The 15,641-nt window shown below is 72.1% G+C and carries 14 protein-coding genes; 7 read left to right on the top strand and 7 right to left on the bottom strand.

Annotation, left to right across the window (positions count from 1 at the left end; genetic code table 11):
• Nucleotides 1-46: 46 nt before the first annotated feature.
• Both ABFY07_RS18560 and lanKC read right to left on the bottom strand, forming a co-directional pair.
• On the bottom strand, nt 47-169 hold the full coding sequence (locus tag ABFY07_RS18560) for a hypothetical protein (protein ID WP_346175556.1): 123 nt from the start codon (nt 167-169) through the stop codon (nt 47-49).
• Nucleotides 170-451: 282 nt separating this feature from the next.
• The gene (lanKC, locus tag ABFY07_RS18555) at nt 452-3,013 is read right to left on the bottom strand and encodes a class III lanthionine synthetase LanKC (RefSeq protein ID WP_346175555.1); all 2,562 of its coding nucleotides are present in this window, start codon (nt 3,011-3,013) and stop codon (nt 452-454) included.
• A gap of 210 nt (nt 3,014-3,223) precedes the next feature.
• Here lanKC and ABFY07_RS18550 point away from each other — a divergent pair, with 210 nt between their 5' ends.
• On the top strand, nt 3,224-3,379 hold the full coding sequence (locus ABFY07_RS18550) for a hypothetical protein (RefSeq protein ID WP_346175554.1): 156 nt from the start codon (nt 3,224-3,226) through the stop codon (nt 3,377-3,379).
• On the opposite strand, the gene ABFY07_RS18545 is transcribed toward ABFY07_RS18550, so the two are convergent.
• The 5 genes from ABFY07_RS18545 to ABFY07_RS18525 all read right to left on the bottom strand — a co-directional run bounded on the left by ABFY07_RS18545 (nt 3,370) and on the right by ABFY07_RS18525 (nt 7,893).
• Nucleotides 3,370-4,632, bottom strand: coding sequence for an MAB_1171c family putative transporter (locus ABFY07_RS18545; protein WP_346175553.1), 1,263 nt, complete (start codon nt 4,630-4,632; stop codon nt 3,370-3,372). The genes ABFY07_RS18550 and ABFY07_RS18545 overlap by 10 nt on opposite strands.
• A complete protein-coding gene (locus ABFY07_RS18540; protein ID WP_346175552.1) occupies nt 4,620-5,195 on the bottom strand; it encodes a ParH-like protein in 576 nt (191 codons plus the stop codon). Before ABFY07_RS18540 ends, ABFY07_RS18545 begins: the two co-directional genes overlap by 13 nt.
• Before the next feature lie 78 nt (nt 5,196-5,273).
• Nucleotides 5,274-5,744, bottom strand: coding sequence for a helix-turn-helix domain-containing protein (locus ABFY07_RS18535; protein ID WP_065964006.1), 471 nt, complete (start codon nt 5,742-5,744; stop codon nt 5,274-5,276).
• Nucleotides 5,745-5,874: 130 nt separating this feature from the next.
• Nucleotides 5,875-6,411, bottom strand: a complete 537-nt coding sequence (locus tag ABFY07_RS18530) for a TspO/MBR family protein (RefSeq protein ID WP_346175551.1) — start codon at nt 6,409-6,411, stop codon at nt 5,875-5,877.
• Nucleotides 6,412-6,453: 42 nt separating this feature from the next.
• Nucleotides 6,454-7,893, bottom strand: coding sequence for a M1 family metallopeptidase (locus tag ABFY07_RS18525; protein WP_428836957.1), 1,440 nt, complete (start codon nt 7,891-7,893; stop codon nt 6,454-6,456).
• Between the two features lie 262 nt (nt 7,894-8,155).
• On the opposite strand from ABFY07_RS18525, the gene ABFY07_RS18520 reads away from it, so the two are divergent.
• The 6 genes from ABFY07_RS18520 (at nt 8,156) to ABFY07_RS18495 (ending at nt 15,630) form a co-directional block, all read left to right on the top strand.
• On the top strand, nt 8,156-8,908 hold the full coding sequence (locus ABFY07_RS18520) for a GntR family transcriptional regulator (RefSeq protein ID WP_346175549.1): 753 nt from the start codon (nt 8,156-8,158) through the stop codon (nt 8,906-8,908).
• Nucleotides 8,909-9,417: 509 nt separating this feature from the next.
• Entirely contained in the window at nt 9,418-11,082 is a 1,665-nt protein-coding gene (locus tag ABFY07_RS18515; RefSeq protein ID WP_346175548.1) for an APC family permease, read from the top strand.
• Nucleotides 11,083-11,302: 220 nt separating this feature from the next.
• On the top strand, nt 11,303-11,488 hold the full coding sequence (locus ABFY07_RS18510) for an SPOR domain-containing protein (RefSeq protein WP_065964012.1): 186 nt from the start codon (nt 11,303-11,305) through the stop codon (nt 11,486-11,488).
• A gap of 110 nt (nt 11,489-11,598) precedes the next feature.
• Nucleotides 11,599-11,994, top strand: a complete 396-nt coding sequence (locus ABFY07_RS18505; protein WP_346175547.1) for a (deoxy)nucleoside triphosphate pyrophosphohydrolase — start codon at nt 11,599-11,601, stop codon at nt 11,992-11,994.
• A gap of 245 nt (nt 11,995-12,239) precedes the next feature.
• On the top strand, nt 12,240-12,683 hold the full coding sequence (locus ABFY07_RS18500) for an ATP-binding protein (protein WP_346175654.1): 444 nt from the start codon (nt 12,240-12,242) through the stop codon (nt 12,681-12,683).
• Nucleotides 12,684-12,852: 169 nt separating this feature from the next.
• A complete protein-coding gene (locus tag ABFY07_RS18495; protein WP_346175546.1) occupies nt 12,853-15,630 on the top strand; it encodes a SpoIIE family protein phosphatase in 2,778 nt (925 codons plus the stop codon).
• Nucleotides 15,631-15,641 lie beyond the last annotated feature (11 nt).

The raw sequence follows: 15,641 nt of genomic DNA, 5'->3' as shown, positions 1-15,641 counted from the left end.
GCCGCACGGGCCCCGCTCGTCGTGCTGCCGGCGTGGACCGGCGTCGCTAGAGGGTGGTGAGCCAGGGCGGGGAGCAGAGGGCCACGCTCGGCGTGCTGAACTCCACCACGCCCTCCTCCTCGCTCTTCACCTCGGACGCGAGTTCCTGCAGTTTCAGAATCTGGTTCAAGGCCGGACTCCTTGGCCGGGCGGGGAGGTGCCCGGCGTCCGGGCACCTCCCCGCTGGTGGCGTGACGCTCTCGTCGCCGGTGCTGCTAGCAGACGGCGCTGAAGTCGCTCTGGCAGACCCCGCTGAGCGTGCTCCACTCCTCGACGCCGTCCTCGTCGGGTCCGTGGCTGTTCTCGAGCTCCTGCAGTTCCAGGATCTGAGGCATGGTCGGTCTCCTTCTCACTGATGGGATGTGCCGGTGACACCCGGCCGACGGACGCGGCCGGGAACTCGTGGGGCCTCTCAGGACCGTGCGGCGATCGCGTCCACGGTGAAGAACGGATCGGGGGCGGGGTCGAGCAGTTGGCTGAGGAAGAGCAGCACCCCTGACGAACCGCTCCAGAGTTCGGCGCTGTACCGGAAGGTCTGGTCGCCCAGGAAGCGCACCCCGTCCTCGTGCGGCACGGCGTGGGCGTACAGCGCCCGCGCGACCCGCAGCGCCGCCCGCCGGGCCTCGGCGTCGCCGGTGAGGCGGGCGTGCTCGGTCAGGGCCAGGCCGAGGCCCGACAGCCCCTGGTACAGCCCGGGCATCGCGGTGAACCGCGAGTCGAGCCGGGCGAGCAGCCGCGGCAGGGCGGCGGCCAGCCGTTCGTCGTCCACGGCGGCGGTGTAGCGGGACACCGCGAAGGTGACTCCGGCGCTGCCGCTGTACAGGTAGGGCATCGCGCGGCGGTCCGTCTCGGAGACCGGGAAGGACAGGTCGGGGGCCGCCGGGTCGGAGGCGCGGTCGAGTTCCGCGTGGAGCAGCCGTACGCCACGGGTGAGCGGGCCGCGGTCCCCGGTGACCCGGGCGAGCTGCTGCAGCAGCAGGGCGATGCCGCTGCGGCCGTGCAGCAGACCGACCGCGTCGTCGGGGCCGAGGCGCGCGGTCAGCTCGCTGTCGGGCGGTAGCGCGGCGGTGAGGGCCCGGGCCCGGTCGAGGTGGTGTTCGTCGCCGGTGCGGCCGTACAGGGCGAGATGGGCCAGGGCGACACCGGCGCCGCCTCCGGCGAGGGTGGCGGTCCGCGTGGTGAGGGGATGGAGGTCGGCCGTGGCGAGCAGGTCGGCCGCTTCCTGGAGCAGCCCGTGGTCCGCGAGGACCCAGGCGATGCCCGACAGGCCCATGTGCAGCCCGGGCGGCAGGGTCGGCGCGGCGGAAAGGGCGTCGCGCCGCAGCCGTTCCAGCGCGCCCTCGGGGAGCGGCCGTCCGGCCCGGGACAGCGCGTGCAGGACACCGGCGGTGCCGTAGGCCAGGCACAGGGTGTTGGACAGATAGCCTTCCGGGACGGTGGGGAACACCCGCTCCGCGTGGTCCGGATCGGCCATCGCCACCAGGGCGTCCGCGGTGGCGTCCCGCAGGGCGGCCAGATGCGCGAGGGGGTCGCTCTCCACCTCTTCGGGCGCGGGCAGCGGTGGGGTCTCGCGCGGCGGGTGGTAGCGGGTGGCGCGCGACCACAGGGAGTCCGGTACCGGCGCGGTGTCCTCGATGCCGTGGCGCAGGTGCGTCAGCGTGTCGGGGTTGCGCTGGACGACCAGGTTCAGGGGGAAGACCAGGAACTGGGCGATCGCGCACAGTCCGTAGTGGTCGTAGCGCTCCGGGTCCCCGCCCACCAGGTCGTGTGGGGGGCTGAACCCCGGTGTGCCCATGGGCGTGAAGTCGGCGCCGGTCCGCGCGGCCGCCTCGAAGTCGATCAGCCGGATCCCACCGTCGTCCGTGGCCATCACATTGCCGGGGCTGACGTCGACGAAGACGAAGCCGAGGGCGTGCAGCCTGGCGAGGGCCTCTTCCGTCTCCGCGACGATCCGCTCGCACCGCGCGAAGTAGTCGGCGAAGTCCTCGGGCGTGGGCGCCGTTCTGATGCAGGGGTTGTGGGCGACGGTCCACCCGTTCAGGTTGCGGCCCTCGATGAACTCGGTGACCAGGAATTCGTGTTCCCATTCCCGGAAGTAGGCGATCGGCTCGGGGGCGAGCCCCGGGGCGGCGGCGTGCAGGGTCTTCAGCGTCTCCCACTCGGCCCGCAGCCGTTCGGTCGCGGTGATGTCGCCCGCGCTGACACCGGTGTGCTGCCGTGCCTCCTTGATGAACACGCTGCGGCCGGTGCTGTTCTCCCGGCCCCGGTACGCGCCTCCGCCGTTGCTGGGCCGCAGCACGGCCTCGAAGGTGTACCCGCCGAAGGACAGCTCGCCGCCGGGAGCGGGGGCGGACTCCTCGAACGGGTCCTGGATGCCGGCGGGCAGGTGGAACGCCACCCCGCGCCGGTCCTCGACCAGGTTCCCGTGGCCGTCACGGACCAGCGGCAGGGCCGTGCCGTCCGGCTTGAGCCGTTCCAGCCTCCGGTAGGCCCCGTAGCGGTAGTGCACCGTGCGGGACTCGCCGAACCGCCGGTCGCTGAGGACGTACGGGCCCTCCTCGTCCTTCAGCGCCTCGCTCAGGGCCTCCATCAGCTTGCGGGACGCGGCCACGTCCGGGGGATAGGCGGCGATGAACTTGCCGCTCTGCGGACGGGCCGCGTGTTTGTGGTGCGTCCACTGGTAGAACAGCTCCGCGGCGAGGTGCTTGAAGGGGACGCCCTGCTCGAAGAGGACGCCGGTGGCGAGGTCGAGCACCTGGTCGAGGCGGTCGGGCCGGGCCGAGACGTGCACCTTCCAGCCGCACTCGGCGAGCACCGCGTCCTGGGGCCGCCACATGGTCCACACGCCCGTCCGGTCGGATGTCCACCCGTCCGGGACACGGCTCGGACGGAACAGCCTGCCGAGCGCGGGGGCGCTCTCCAGCGGTGCGTAGAAGTCCGGGTCGGCGACAGTGAATCCGTACGGTTTCCTCATCCGTCTCTCCAGGGGCCGCGTACGCGAGACCGTCCAGTACGGCGAAGTGGGCGGGCCCGCTCTTCTCGCACCGGTTGACGCACCACACGATGGCGAACGGCACCCCGGGTGTCAACTGATATGAATGTGCTTCTCGATCTCATTCATCTGAGCTAATATCGTCGCCGACGAACTCTCACCCTCACCTGACGAACCCCCAAGGAGGCGGTTATGAACGGAGTTCTGGCCCTCCAGGCCCTGGAGCCGGCGGACACCGAGGTCGCGGACGCGCTGCCCACGACCATGACCATCACGACCGGCAACAGCCATCTGAGCGTGTTCATGGACTGCACCACGACCGTCACCCGGGCGATGCCTCAGGGCTGACCGGCGGTGCCGGCCGCCGCCGCGGCCTGGTCGCGGGTGCGGTCCCGGACCTCTCCGACCACGGGGGAACGGGTGAACGCGTGAGTGACCCGGACCAGCCAGGCCGCCTCGTCCTCGGTGGTCTCCAGGCGTGCCGCCGGTGTCCGGCGGCCGGGGTCCGGTGTCCCTCCGCGCGGCCGGCCGGCCCGTTTGTTCTCCAGTGCCGCGGCGATGACGGCCGCTTCGATGACGGCCGCTGTCAGGGCTGCTTCAGGGTTGCCGACGGCCGTCGCCGGGCCGGCGCGGCCCAGCGCCTCCCCGGCCCAGGTGGGCGCCTCCGGCTGCTGGTAGGGCCGCAGCGCCAGGCTGCCGTCCCGGATCTCGATGACCCTGCGGTACAGGGCGAACTCCGCCTGGCGCAGCCCGGGGGACCGGCGCGCGGCGCGCGGATCCAGCGCGATCTCGGGCAGTTCGGCGTAGAGCGCCGACCACAGCGGTTCCAGCCTCTTGTGGGCGTGGCGGGCGCGCAGCCGGCGCAGGGGGCGGGCGACCCGGTCGCCCCACAGGGTGGCGGTGGCACCGGCGGCGGCCAGCACGGCCGTGACCATGCCGAGGGTCGTGGAGAGGAGGTCCTCGCCCATGTCCTGCCGCCCGGCGGCGACATTGGCGGCGGCGTCGTCCAGCGCCCACAGCGCCCACACCACCCCCGTTGCCGTGGCCAGCGCGGCCAGTCCCAGGCCCATGCGCAGCGGGCCCGGGGGAGTGCGGCGCGTGTGCCGGAACAGGGCTCGCGCGAGGACATACAGACACCAGCAGATGTAGCCGGCGAAGAGGACGTTGTACGCGGCGAGGGCCCACGCCCGGCCGGGCGCGGCCACGGCCGAGGCGCCTTCCTCGGCGACTCCGGCGGTGAGGAACAGCGCCAGCGCCGCCGCCTGGACGGCGGCGGCGGCGCGGATCCGGCGGCGTCGCCGCACCGGCGCGGAGCCGGACCCCGGCGGTCCGAGGGCGAGCGCGACCAGCGAGAGGAAGGTGGCGGCGGCGGCCTTCAGCTCGTACGTCACGAGGAGTTCGGTGGCGGGGGAGGGGACGAGGTGATCCAGCGCGTCCAGCACCACCGGGGCGTTGAGCAGCATCGCCGTTCCCGCGCACAGCGCGAACCCGGCCACGTCGCGCTGGGCCGAATCGGCCCTCCCCCCGCGGGTGATCACCAGCCGGTGCACCGCGAACACCAGGAAGACCAGGGCGGCGAGGGACGCGGTCAGGCTCGCCATGAGCGCCGCCGGGCGGCCCGCCGGCCCGGGAGCCGCTGCTCGGGTGAGCCGAACAGGGAGCGGAGCCGGGCCTCTTCCGGCCCGGTCGAGGACCGTCGGGCCGCGTCCGCCCGGTCGAGCTCCGCCGCGCGGTGGAGGATCAGGGACGCGACGAGTTCGGCCTCTTCCTCCTGTGGCTCCGTATAGACGGTGCGCCCCAGAACCCGCTGCACCAGAGAGGCCGGGAGGTGTGGCAGCAGGACCGTGGCCGCGGAGGACGCCGCTGGGGAGGTCTCATGGTGACCGCATAACAGGTGGGCGACCTCGTGCAGCTGGATGTGCTGCTGGTGCAGGGGCGTGGTGTCCGCGGGATAGAGGATGCGGTCGGCGCGGTCGGTGGTGACGAGCAGCCCGCACGGAAGGTGCGGCCGCGCCGCGACCGGCATGAGGTCGATCGGCCGGCCCCTGGTGCGCGCCAGCCTTCCGATGAACTCGTCCATGTCGAACGGGGTCGGCAGGTCCAGGCCGTCCACCAGACGCCGACATCGTTGCCACAGGGGCTTGTGGCTCCGGCCGCTGCGCACGCGCTGCTCCTTCCCCCGTGGTCCCGTGTGCCCGTGGTCCCCGTGTGACTCCGGCCCCGTGCGACGTGTCCGTCCGGGTCAGCCGCCGGAGCGCTCGCCGTCCGCCGGCGTACGCCTCTGCTCACCGCCGCCGGCCGCGCTTTCCCGCCGGGCGAGGACATCGATCATGTCGCTGATCGTGTTCACGCCCTCGGGCGACAGGTTCACCGCCCGCAGCGCCACGCTCCGGACCCCGGCGTCCCGCAGGGCCCCCAGCAGCTCCAGCTCCTTGGCGATGGCCGCCCCCTGGTCGTCGTCGAAGAAGTACGCGACCGGGACGTCGAAGAACTGGGCGAGCGCTTCCAGATGCCGCTTGGTGGGATTGTCCCGGCGGCCCGTCCGCAACTGCCACATGTACGTGGCGGAGAAGCTCTCACCGGTGGCCTCCCGGCACGCCCGGGCGACCTCCTCATGGCTGAACTGCTCACGATTGGGCCGCCGCACGACGCGGAACAGCGTGTCGAGCTTCTCCGCGAGGGTCGTCGGCGCAGCCGACTCGGCACCGCTCACGTCCAGCCTCCCCTCTGCCGTCAAGACAGCCCGTATGGGTGCCCGCTGGGCACTCGTTCACTCTAGCTGATGTCGCGCGCGTGGAAGCCGGCCGGAGCGGCTGTAATCAAGGACGCGGGAGCCTCCCGGGTCAGCCGCGCCGGGGAGGGATGCGCTTCGGCCGGCGGTTCCGGCGGGCGATCGAGGCGTTCAGAGCGGTCGCGAAGCAGCACCAGGCGGCGTACGGTGCGAGGACACGCGCCGCGGTGCGGTCGACGCGGGCGGTACGGCGCAGCAGGTCGGCGTTGCTCAGGTCGAGCAGCAGGGTGCCGGCCAGCCCCGCGCCCGGGCTGCGGAGAGTGAAGAACAGCCGGTTCCACTCCGCGTTCAGCGCCAGGTTGACCGCCAGGCTCCCGAGGAGTCCGCAGCGCCGGCGTGCGTTGTCCGCCCGGCCGAGCGCGTGGCCGGCCGCGTACGCGATCGTGGCGTACAGCGGTGTCCACACGGCGGCGAACGCCCAGGGCGGCGGTTGCCAGTCCGGCTTGCGCAGCCCTCGGTACCAGGCGCTGTCCGCCTCGACCGCCGAGGCGCCGACCACGGCCGTGGCGGCGACGGCCGTCGCCGCCGCTCCGTAGCGCAGCCAGGCTCGGGGCCGAGAGGTGTCGTGATGTGTGCGTATGGGCTTCATGTCGCAAGAGTGCCCTCGGGAGTCCATTCGAACACGGCCGCGTCACCGAGTGGGCGCGGTGGCCGAGGCCGGCTTGCCGTCGCCGTACAGCCACACGTCGAACAGGTCCTGGAGGTCCTGGCCCGCCTTCTTCTCGCACAGCGCGATGAACTGCCGGGTGTCGGCGTTGCCGTGGCGGTGGTCGCGGGTCCAGGCGCGCAGGATGGCGAAGAAGGTCTTGTCGCCGACGGCCTCGCGCACCCTGTGCAGCACCATCGCCCCGCGCCCGTAGACCGGCGGGTCCGAGACCCGGCCGGCGCTGGGCGGGGAGGCGGGCGGGAAGGCCCAGATGCCTTCGCTCTCGTCGTCCGTGCCGTCGTAGAAGTCGTCGAAGATCTCCTGGGCGGTGCGGCCGTCGTGGTCCTCCTCCCACAGCCACTCGGCGTAGGTGGCGAACCCCTCGTTGAGCCACATGTCCTTCCAGGCCCGGGGCGTGACGGAGTCGCCGAACCACTGGTGGGCGAGTTCGTGCACCAGCAGCGCCTCGCCCGGCGGCGACGGGAAGACGGGTTTGGTCTGGGTCTCCAGGGCGTAGCCGAGGTCGGGCAGGTCGGCGACGATCGCGCCGGTGGAGGAGAAGGGATAGCGGCCGAAGGTCCGGGTCTCCCAGTCGATGACCTCGGTGACCTGGTCGGGAAGACCGGCGGCCCGGTCGGCGAGTCCGGGGTCGACGGCGACGTACTGGGGGAGGGTGCCGTCGGTGGTCGTGGTGTGGATGTCGAAGTCGTCGATGGCGACGGTGGCCAGATAGCTCGCCATGGGTTCGGCGGTACGCCAGTGGAAGGTGGTGCGGTCGCCGTGCTCGGCGCGGCCGGCCAACTCGCCGTTGGACACGGCGGTGTAGCCCCGCGGGACCGTGACGGTGATGTCGTACGCGGCCTTGTCGGACGGGTGGTGGTTGCCCGGGAACCAGGCCATGGAGCCGGTGGGCTCGCCGAGGCCCACGGCGCCGTCCTCGGTCTCGATCCATCCCTCTTCCGAGCCGTCCGGGTCGGAGATGGTCTTGGGCCGGCCGTCGTAGACGATCGTGGCCTTGAAGGTGCGGCCCTCGGGGAGGGCGGCGGCGGGGGTGAGCGTCAGCTCCGTACCGGTGCGCGCGGTCCTGGCGGGCTCGCCGTCGACCGTGGCCCCGCGCACCCGCAGTCCGGCGAGGTCCAGGTTGAGGGAGGACAGGGCGCGGGTGGTGCGGGCGGTGAGTTCGGCGGTGCCCTCGAGGCGGTGGGAGTCGGGGGAGTAGCCGAGGGTGAGGCGGTAACGGGTCACGTCGTAGCCGCCGTTGCCGAGCCCGGGGAAGAGCCGGTCGCCGACACCGGCGGCGCCGGGCCGCGCGCCGGGGACCCCGTCGGAGTCGTCGTGGGATCCCCCTCCACTGGTGCAGGCGGCGGCGCACAGCAGCAGGGCGAGGGCGGCGGACAGCGGCCGCGGAGAGGGACGGGTGCGCAGGGCGGGCTCCTCGGGGACCGGCGGATGCACGGCGATGAGCGGTGCTGAGCGGTGGGCGAACGGCGCCGTGCACGGCTGTGCACGGCAGTGCTACGGGATTGTCCGGGCGTTGATCGCCATTGATACCCGCCTTATGCGCTGTTGTCGAAGTAAACGTCCCTGAGCTGCAGTTCACCACTTCTGGTGAAGCTCTGGCCTTCAGTTGCGCACGACAACACTCGGTTGCGAAGCTGTTGCCGACTGTCAACCACGGGGAGCGCACGTGGCCTTTGGTGACCAGCCCGCATACCTTCGAGTCGCCGACGACCTCCGGAAGAAGATCACCACCGGCGAGCTGCCACCGCACACCCGCCTCCCCTCCCAGGCCCGGATCCGCGAGGAGTACGGGGTCTCCGACACCGTCGCCCTCGAGGCGCGCAAGGTGCTGATGGCCGAGGGCCTGGTCGAGGGCCGCTCCGGCTCGGGCACCTATGTCCGGGCGCGCCCCGTCCCGCGCCGCCTGGTGCGCACCGGCTATCGCGTCGGCGGTGCGTCCAGCCCGTTCCGCCAGGAACAGGCCGACGAACGGATCATCGGCACCTGGGAGTCCGGCAGCGAGCAGGAGGAGGCCGGCCGCGAGATCGCCGAGCGGCTGGGCATCCGGCCCGGCGAGCGCGTCATGCGCACCCGTTATGTGTTCCGGGCGGCGGGGGACGCGGTGATGATCTCCACCTCCTGGGAGCCGCTCGCCGTCACCGGCCGCTCTCCGGTGATGCTCCCCGAGGAGGGCCCGCTGGCCGGTCGCGGTGTGGTGGAGCGGATGGCCGCCATCGACCTCGTGGTGGACAACGTGACGGAGGAGGTCTCCGCGCGGCCCGGCCGGGCGGAGGAGGTGCTGACGCTGGGCGGGGTGCCGGGCCACTTCGTGCTCGTCATCACGCGCACGTATTTCGCGGGCGGCCGCCCCGTCGAGACGGCCGACGTGGTGGTGCTGGCCGAGCGGTACCGCATCGCTTACCACCTTCCGGTGCGCTGACCGCCGCTCTCGCCGGGGCGGGGCGGTGCCCCGATCGGCGCCCGCAGATCGTTTCGCCCTCAACTCCGGTAATCCCTCATGGATTTGAGCTGAATTTGAGCTGAGGGGAAATTGAGGTAGATTTGAGGTCCGTGGCTGCTGCATGGAAAGCGGCACATCGGACTCAACTCGCGTCACCCGACCATCCGGGCCCATTCGCGGTATCTGTGCACGAACGTTGAGGAAGAGCCGCGGCTTCCCTCTTGGGTAACCCGCGATCACGGACGGGATTAATGAATCCCGTGCCCGGTCGGTAAAGATTCCGCGAAGGGCCCGGTGAGCATCCTCGATGCCTGCTCCTCAGGGATTTTACCAGTGGTTGACCTGCGCTGATGTAGTCCAAAGAGTGATCGCGAGAACCGGACCTCAAACTCAGCTCAAACCCGTGAGGTACCCCTTCAATTCGCTTGTACGATGACGCGCGTTTGCATCAGGTACAGCTATCGGGGACGAAGGGAGTGTCAGGGACGTTGAGCACTGAACAAGGTTCCCACTCGCATTACAAAAGGTCGCTCGGGACGGTGTCGCTCACCGCGGTCGGCCTCGGTTCCATCATCGGCTCCGGTTGGCTCTTCGGTGCCGAGCGGGCCGCGTCGCTGGCCGGTCCCGCGGCCATTCTCGCCTGGGTGATCGGTGCCGCGGTCGCGCTGACCATCGCCCTGACGTACTCCGAGCTCGGCTCGATGTTCCCCAAGGCCGGCGGCATGGTCCGGTACGGGCAGTACTCGCACGGCTCGCTCGCCGGCTATCTGGCCGCCTGGGCCAACTGGATCGCCATCGTCTCCGTGATCCCGGGTGAGGCCACCGCCTCCATCCAGTACATGAGCTCCTGGGACTTCGGCTGGGCGAAGCACCTGTACGACGGGAAGGAGCTGACCGGCACCGGCGTCCTCCTCGCCTCCGTCCTGCTGGTCTTCTACTTCTTCCTCAACTGGTTCGCGATCACCCTCTTCGCGAAGACCAACACCGCGATCACCGTTTTCAAGGTGGTCGTCCCCACGCTGACCGCCGGCGCCCTGCTGCTGGCCCACTTCGACACCGGCAACATCAGCGGCAACGGCGGCTTCACCCCCAACGGCTGGAGCTCGGTCTTCACCGCCGTCGCGGTCTCCGGCATCGTCTGGGCGTACAACGGCTTCCAGTCGCCGCTCAACATGGCGGGTGAGGCGCGCAACCCCGGCAAGTCCCTGCCCAAGGCCGTCATCAGCTCCATCATCATCTCGCTGGTGATCTACGTCGCCCTGCAGGTCGCCTTCCTGGGCGCGGTCCCGGCCGCCGACCTGTCGCACGGCGGCTGGTCGAGCCTGTCCTTCAACTCCCCGCTCGCCGACCTGGCCACCGCCTGGGGCCTGAACTGGCTGGCGCTGCTGCTGTACGCGGACGCCTTCATCTCCCCGTCCGGCACCGGCATGATCTACGCGGCCACCACCTCCCGCATGATCCACGGCGTGCAGGAGAACGGCCACCTGCCGAAGATCTTCGGCAAGGTCGACCCCAAGACCGGCATCCCGCGCCCCGCGCTGCTGCTCAACCTGGTGATCGCCTTCGCGTTCCTCGCCGTCTTCCGCGGCTGGGGCTCGCTCGCCGAGATCGTCTCCGTCGCGACCGTCATCTCGTACATCACCGGCCCGGTGGCCGTGATGTCGCTGCGCCGCCTCTCCCCGAACCTGCCGCGTCCGGTGAAGCTGCGCGCCATGCCGATCATCGCGCCGATCGCGATGGTCTTCGGCTCGCTCGTTCTGTACTGGGCCCGCTGGCCGCTGACCGGCAAGGTCATCTTCATCATGGCGATCGGCCTGCCGATCTGGGCCTGGTACGAGCTGCGCAAGCCGTGGGCCGAGCTGAAGCCGCACCTGCTGGCGGGCGCCTGGATGGTGGCCTACCTGCTGGTCATGGCCTTCGTCTCGTGGGCCGGCGGCAAGGAGTACGGCGGCCGTGGCTACCTGCCCGAGGGCTGGGACATCCTGGTCGTGGCCGCGATCGGCCTGGCCTTCTACGCCTGGGGCGTGAGCAGCGCCTGGCGCAACCCGAGCCTGGTGGAGGCCGAGCAGGAGCTGGCCGCCGACGCCGCGGCCGAGGCCGCCGCGGGCGAGGCGGACGACGACCGGCGCGAGAAGGCCGCCGCGGGCGTCTGAGACGGTGCGGGCCGGACGAGGTGCCGCCCATGGCGGGGCAACACCTCGACCGGCCACACCGCCGATGACCGGCGGCGTGGCCGGATGAGTGCCTCGTTGTGAGAAGCCGTATCCGGTGCGTGAAGGTTGGGCGTAGGCTCGGGCATATGCGGATCGGGAATTCCTTACCGGAGTCACGGAGGCGTGCGCGGGGGCGCGCCGGATTGGAGGGGGCGGACCGATGAGTGACAGCAATGCCGTCCTGCCATGGCTCGTCATCCGCCAGGACGACAACGGCAACCGCTATCGCGTCGGCCGTTACGCCACCAAGACCGAGGCCCAGGAAGTGGCCGACCGGCTCGACTCGCAGAGCAAGGAGCAGCTCTACGTCGTCGAGCGGACCGCGGCCTCCCGCCAGAGCCGCTGACCCCCAGCCGGACCCGCCGGACCCGCCGGGCGGGCCCGACCCTCCCCCCTTCCGTCACCCGCGCCGATCTCCCGCGTCGCACCCCGGGGCACTCCCGTAGGGTGCGGCGCATGACGGTGCGCGTGGTGGTGGGCGGAGCGGTGTTCGACCAAGGGCGGCTGCTGGCCGCGCGGCGCAGCGCCCCGCCCGAGCTCGCGGGCCGCTGGGAGCTGCCGGGCGGCAAGGCCGAGCCGGGGGAGACGCCCGAGCAGACCCTCGTGCGGGAGCTGCGCGAGGAGCTGGGCGTCGAGGTGCGGCCGCTGGAGCGGCTGCCCGGAGAGTGGGCCCTGAAGCCCGGATACGTCCTCCAGGTGTGGACCGCCGAGCTGCGCTCGGGCGAGCCGCGCCCGCTGGAGGACCACGACGAGCTGCGCTGGCTCCCGCCGGACCGCGTGGACGAGGTCGACTGGCTGGACGAGGACCGTCCGGCGGTGGCCGAAGCGGTACGGCGGCTGCTGGGCGCTTAGCCTCCGCCAAGGGCCGGTACGGCCCGCGCCCGCCTCGAGACGCGCCCGCCTTGAGCCCCGCGTGAACGAAACCGCGCCCGCCTCGAGACGCGCCTGACGACACCGCGCCCGCAAAGCCGCCACTGGGGAAAGCCCTGACCACGGCTTTGCGATGGTGGGCGGTACTCCCACCCGGATATCGGGTATGTACTGATTAACCTCCCTGAATCCATACATTCCGGCGGGGCTTCGACATGTCGGGGGAAGTGATCGGCGTGACGGACAGTGCGGGGGCGGCCGGGTTCCGGCCCGGGGGGCCCGGTGTCGCCGAGTGGGTCCTCCCCGCCGAGCCCGGTGCCGTCCGGGTGGTCCGCTCCCAGGTGCGCCAGGCGCTGGACGACTGGGGCCTGGCCCCGCTGTGCGATGTGACGGTGCTGCTGGTGAGCGAGTTGGTGACCAACGCGCTGCGGCACGCCAGCGGTCCGATCGGCGTCCGTATGTACGCCCGCCGCGAACGCGCCGCGGCCGAGCCGGTCCTGCTGGTCGAGGTCTCCGACCCGCTCGCCGACCCGCCGCGCGAGCGGGTGGCCACGCCGGAGGACGAGGGCGGCCGCGGTCTCCAGTTGGTCGCCCGCAGCGCCCTGCGCTGGGGTGCCCGGCGTGACGGCGCCGGGAAAACGGTGTGGTTCGAGCTGGCTCTGCCCGGTTAGGAGTGTGGGGGAGCACTGATCTTGAGCGCTTGTCAAAAAGCCAGGACGGGACCTGAACGCGGGCTGAGATAGTGCTGTGATCGTGAAGACCGTACTCCGGATGGCCGAGGTGCTGGATACTCGCTATCTGGGAGCCGGTCGGAGCACCTGAGCCGGAGGGGACGGGCGCATGAGCGAGAAGCCAGCGGGGGCGGATATGCCCGAGGAGGCGGTTGGTTCGCAGGTGTCGTCAATGTCGACTTCGCTCGTGTTGTCCGGATCCTCCCTGCCCTCGACACCCCCGGTGTGGCAGAGCAGCTCCCCCGGCTCGATCTATGACTACATCCGGGTCGCCTCGTTCTCGCTGGGGCCCGACGGCCGGATCGCGCAGTGGAGCCGGCGCGCCACCGAGCTCCTCGGCCTCACCGCCGAACAGGCCATCGGCAGGGACCCGGTGGAGGCGTTCGTACCGCCCGAGCTGCGCGAGGCCAGCCGCCGCAGGGTCGCCGACATCCTCGACGGCAGGGAGTGGACGGGGCTCGTCCCCTACCACAACCCCCAGGCACCGCACGGCCATGGGATCGCCGAGGTCTACGTGATGCCGTCCGAGACCGAGCACGGCGAGCGCTCTGCCCTGTGCATCGCCGTCGATGTCACGGCCCTGCGCGGACTGGAGACCGACCTTGCCGCGTCGCAGGCCGTTTTCGGTCAATCTCCGCTCGGTTTCTTTCTCTTTGGTACGGATCTCCGCATGCTGCGCGTCAACGAGCGGTTTGCGACGGTCTTCGGCCGCCCCGCCGAGACGTACCGCGGCGCCTCCGCGTACGACCTGCTGCCGCGCGGCGAGGCCGACCGGCTCGCCGCCGCCCTGCGCCAGGTCCTCGACAGCGGGCAGGCCCTGACCGACATGCCCATCGTGGGCACCGTGCCCGGCAACCCCGAGCGGCGTCGCTGGTCCGTCTCGCTGTACCGGCTGCACAGCGGCTCCGGCCGGCCCATCGGCGTCGCCGGTCTCGCCACCGATGTCACCGGCCGCCGCCGCGCCGAGCAGGAGGCCGCCGGGGTGCGCCGCAACCTGGCGCTGCTCAACGAGGCCGGGGCCCGAATAGGCACCTCCCTCGACCTGGAGACCACCGCCCGCGAGCTGCTGGACGTGGCCGTGCCGCAGTTCTGCGACCTGGCCTCCGTCGACCTCTACCAGGGTCTGCTCTCCGGCGACGAGACCCCGCCCGGACTGGCCGACGGCAGCGCCGAGTTGCGCCGGGTGGCCTTCGCCAGCGCCGTCTCGGACGGCCCGGTCGCCTTCGGCGACAGCTACCGGGCCGGGGGCGACGACGACACCGGCGGCGCCACCAAGCCCATCCAGGTCGGCGAGGTGCACCGCTACCCCTTCAACTCCTCCTGCGCCGTGGCCCTGCGCACCGCCCGGGCCCGCGTCGTCCCCGGCCCGGGCGGCGGCGAGAGCCTGGAACTGGGCAGCACGATGCTGCAGTCCACGCTCGTGGTGCCGATGGTCGCCCGCGACACGGTGGTCGGCCTCGCCCAGTTCTCCCGCACCAAGGGCAGCGAGCCCTTCGGCGAGCGGGACACCGCCCTCGCGGTGGAACTCGCCGCCCGCGCCGCCGTCTCCATCGACAACGCCCGCCTCTACCGCAGGGAGCACGAGCGCGCGCTGATACTCCAGCGCAGCCTGCTGCCGCCCGGCGACCCCGAGGCCGCCGGACTCGACATCGCCTGCCGCTATCTGCCGGGCAACGCCGCGACCGAGGTGGGCGGCGACTGGTTCGACGTCATCGAGCTGCCCGGACACCGCACGGCCCTGGTGGTCGGCGATGTGATGGGCCGCGGACTGCGCGCCGCCGTCGCGATGGGCGAGCTGCGCACCGCCGTACGCACCCTGGCGCTGCTCGACCTGGAGCCCGCCGAGGTGCTCTCCGCGCTCGACGAGATCGCCAGCGGGCTCGGCGCGCCCGGCGGCTCGCACGCCGGCGGGCGGGCGGGCTCGCGCGCCCTGGCCCGCGGTGCCAAGGCCGCCGACGGCTCCTCCGACCTGTCCGAGGTGTACCTCGCGACCTGCGTGTACGCCGTCTACGACCCGGTCACCCGGCGATGTACCTTCGCCAACGCCGGGCATCCGCCGCCCGTCCTCGTGGAACCGGGCGAGCCCGCCCTGCTGATGGAGGTCCCGCCCGGGATGCCGCTCGGCGTCGGCGGCGAGCCGTTCGAGGAGATCGAGGTCGAGCTGCCCGACGGCGCGCTGCTCGCCCTCTACACCGACGGCCTGGTCGAATCCCGCGACCACACGCTCGACGAGGGCCTCCAGGCCCTGCGCGCGGCCCTCGACCCCCAGAAGCCCGCCGACAGCGCCGACAGCGCCGGCAGCGGCGTCAGCGGCGACACCTCCGCCCCGGCCGCCGGGGCCGCCGGGCGCAAGGCCGTGGCGGGGTCGCTGGAGGACGTCTGCGACCACGTGCTGAGCACCCTCGACACCCACCACGGCGAGGACGACATCGCCCTGCTGATGGCCCGGGTGCAGGGTCTGTCGGCCGACTCGGTCGGCGACTGGCAGCTGCCCAGCGAGCCCAAGTCCGTCGGCCGCGCCCGCGAACTGGCCCGCGCGCAGCTGGAGTCCTGGGGCATGGACGAGCTGGCCGACACCACCGAGCTGCTGGTCAGCGAGCTGGTCACCAACGCGCTGCGGTACGGCGAGGGCGAGATCCGGCTGCGGCTGCTGCTGGACCGCACCCTGGTCTGCGAGGTCTGGGACGGCGGTCTGGTCCAGCCCCGCCGCCGCCGCGCCCGCGACACCGACGAGGGCGGGCGCGGGCTCCAGCTGGTCGGCCTGCTCAGCGCCGGCTGGGGCAGCCGGCGCACCCCCCACGGCAAGACGGTCTGGTTCGAGCTGCCGCTGCCCGACGGGAGCTCCTCGGGCCCGGACTCCGTGGAGGCCCTGCTGAGCATGTGGTGAGGGGCGGGCCG

The sequence above is a fragment of the Streptomyces sparsogenes subsp. cuspidosporus genome, assembly GCF_039532705.1.
GTDB classification, from domain to species: domain Bacteria; phylum Actinomycetota; class Actinomycetes; order Streptomycetales; family Streptomycetaceae; genus Streptomyces; species Streptomyces sparsogenes.
This window is presented reverse-complemented; position numbering and strand designations above follow the sequence as displayed.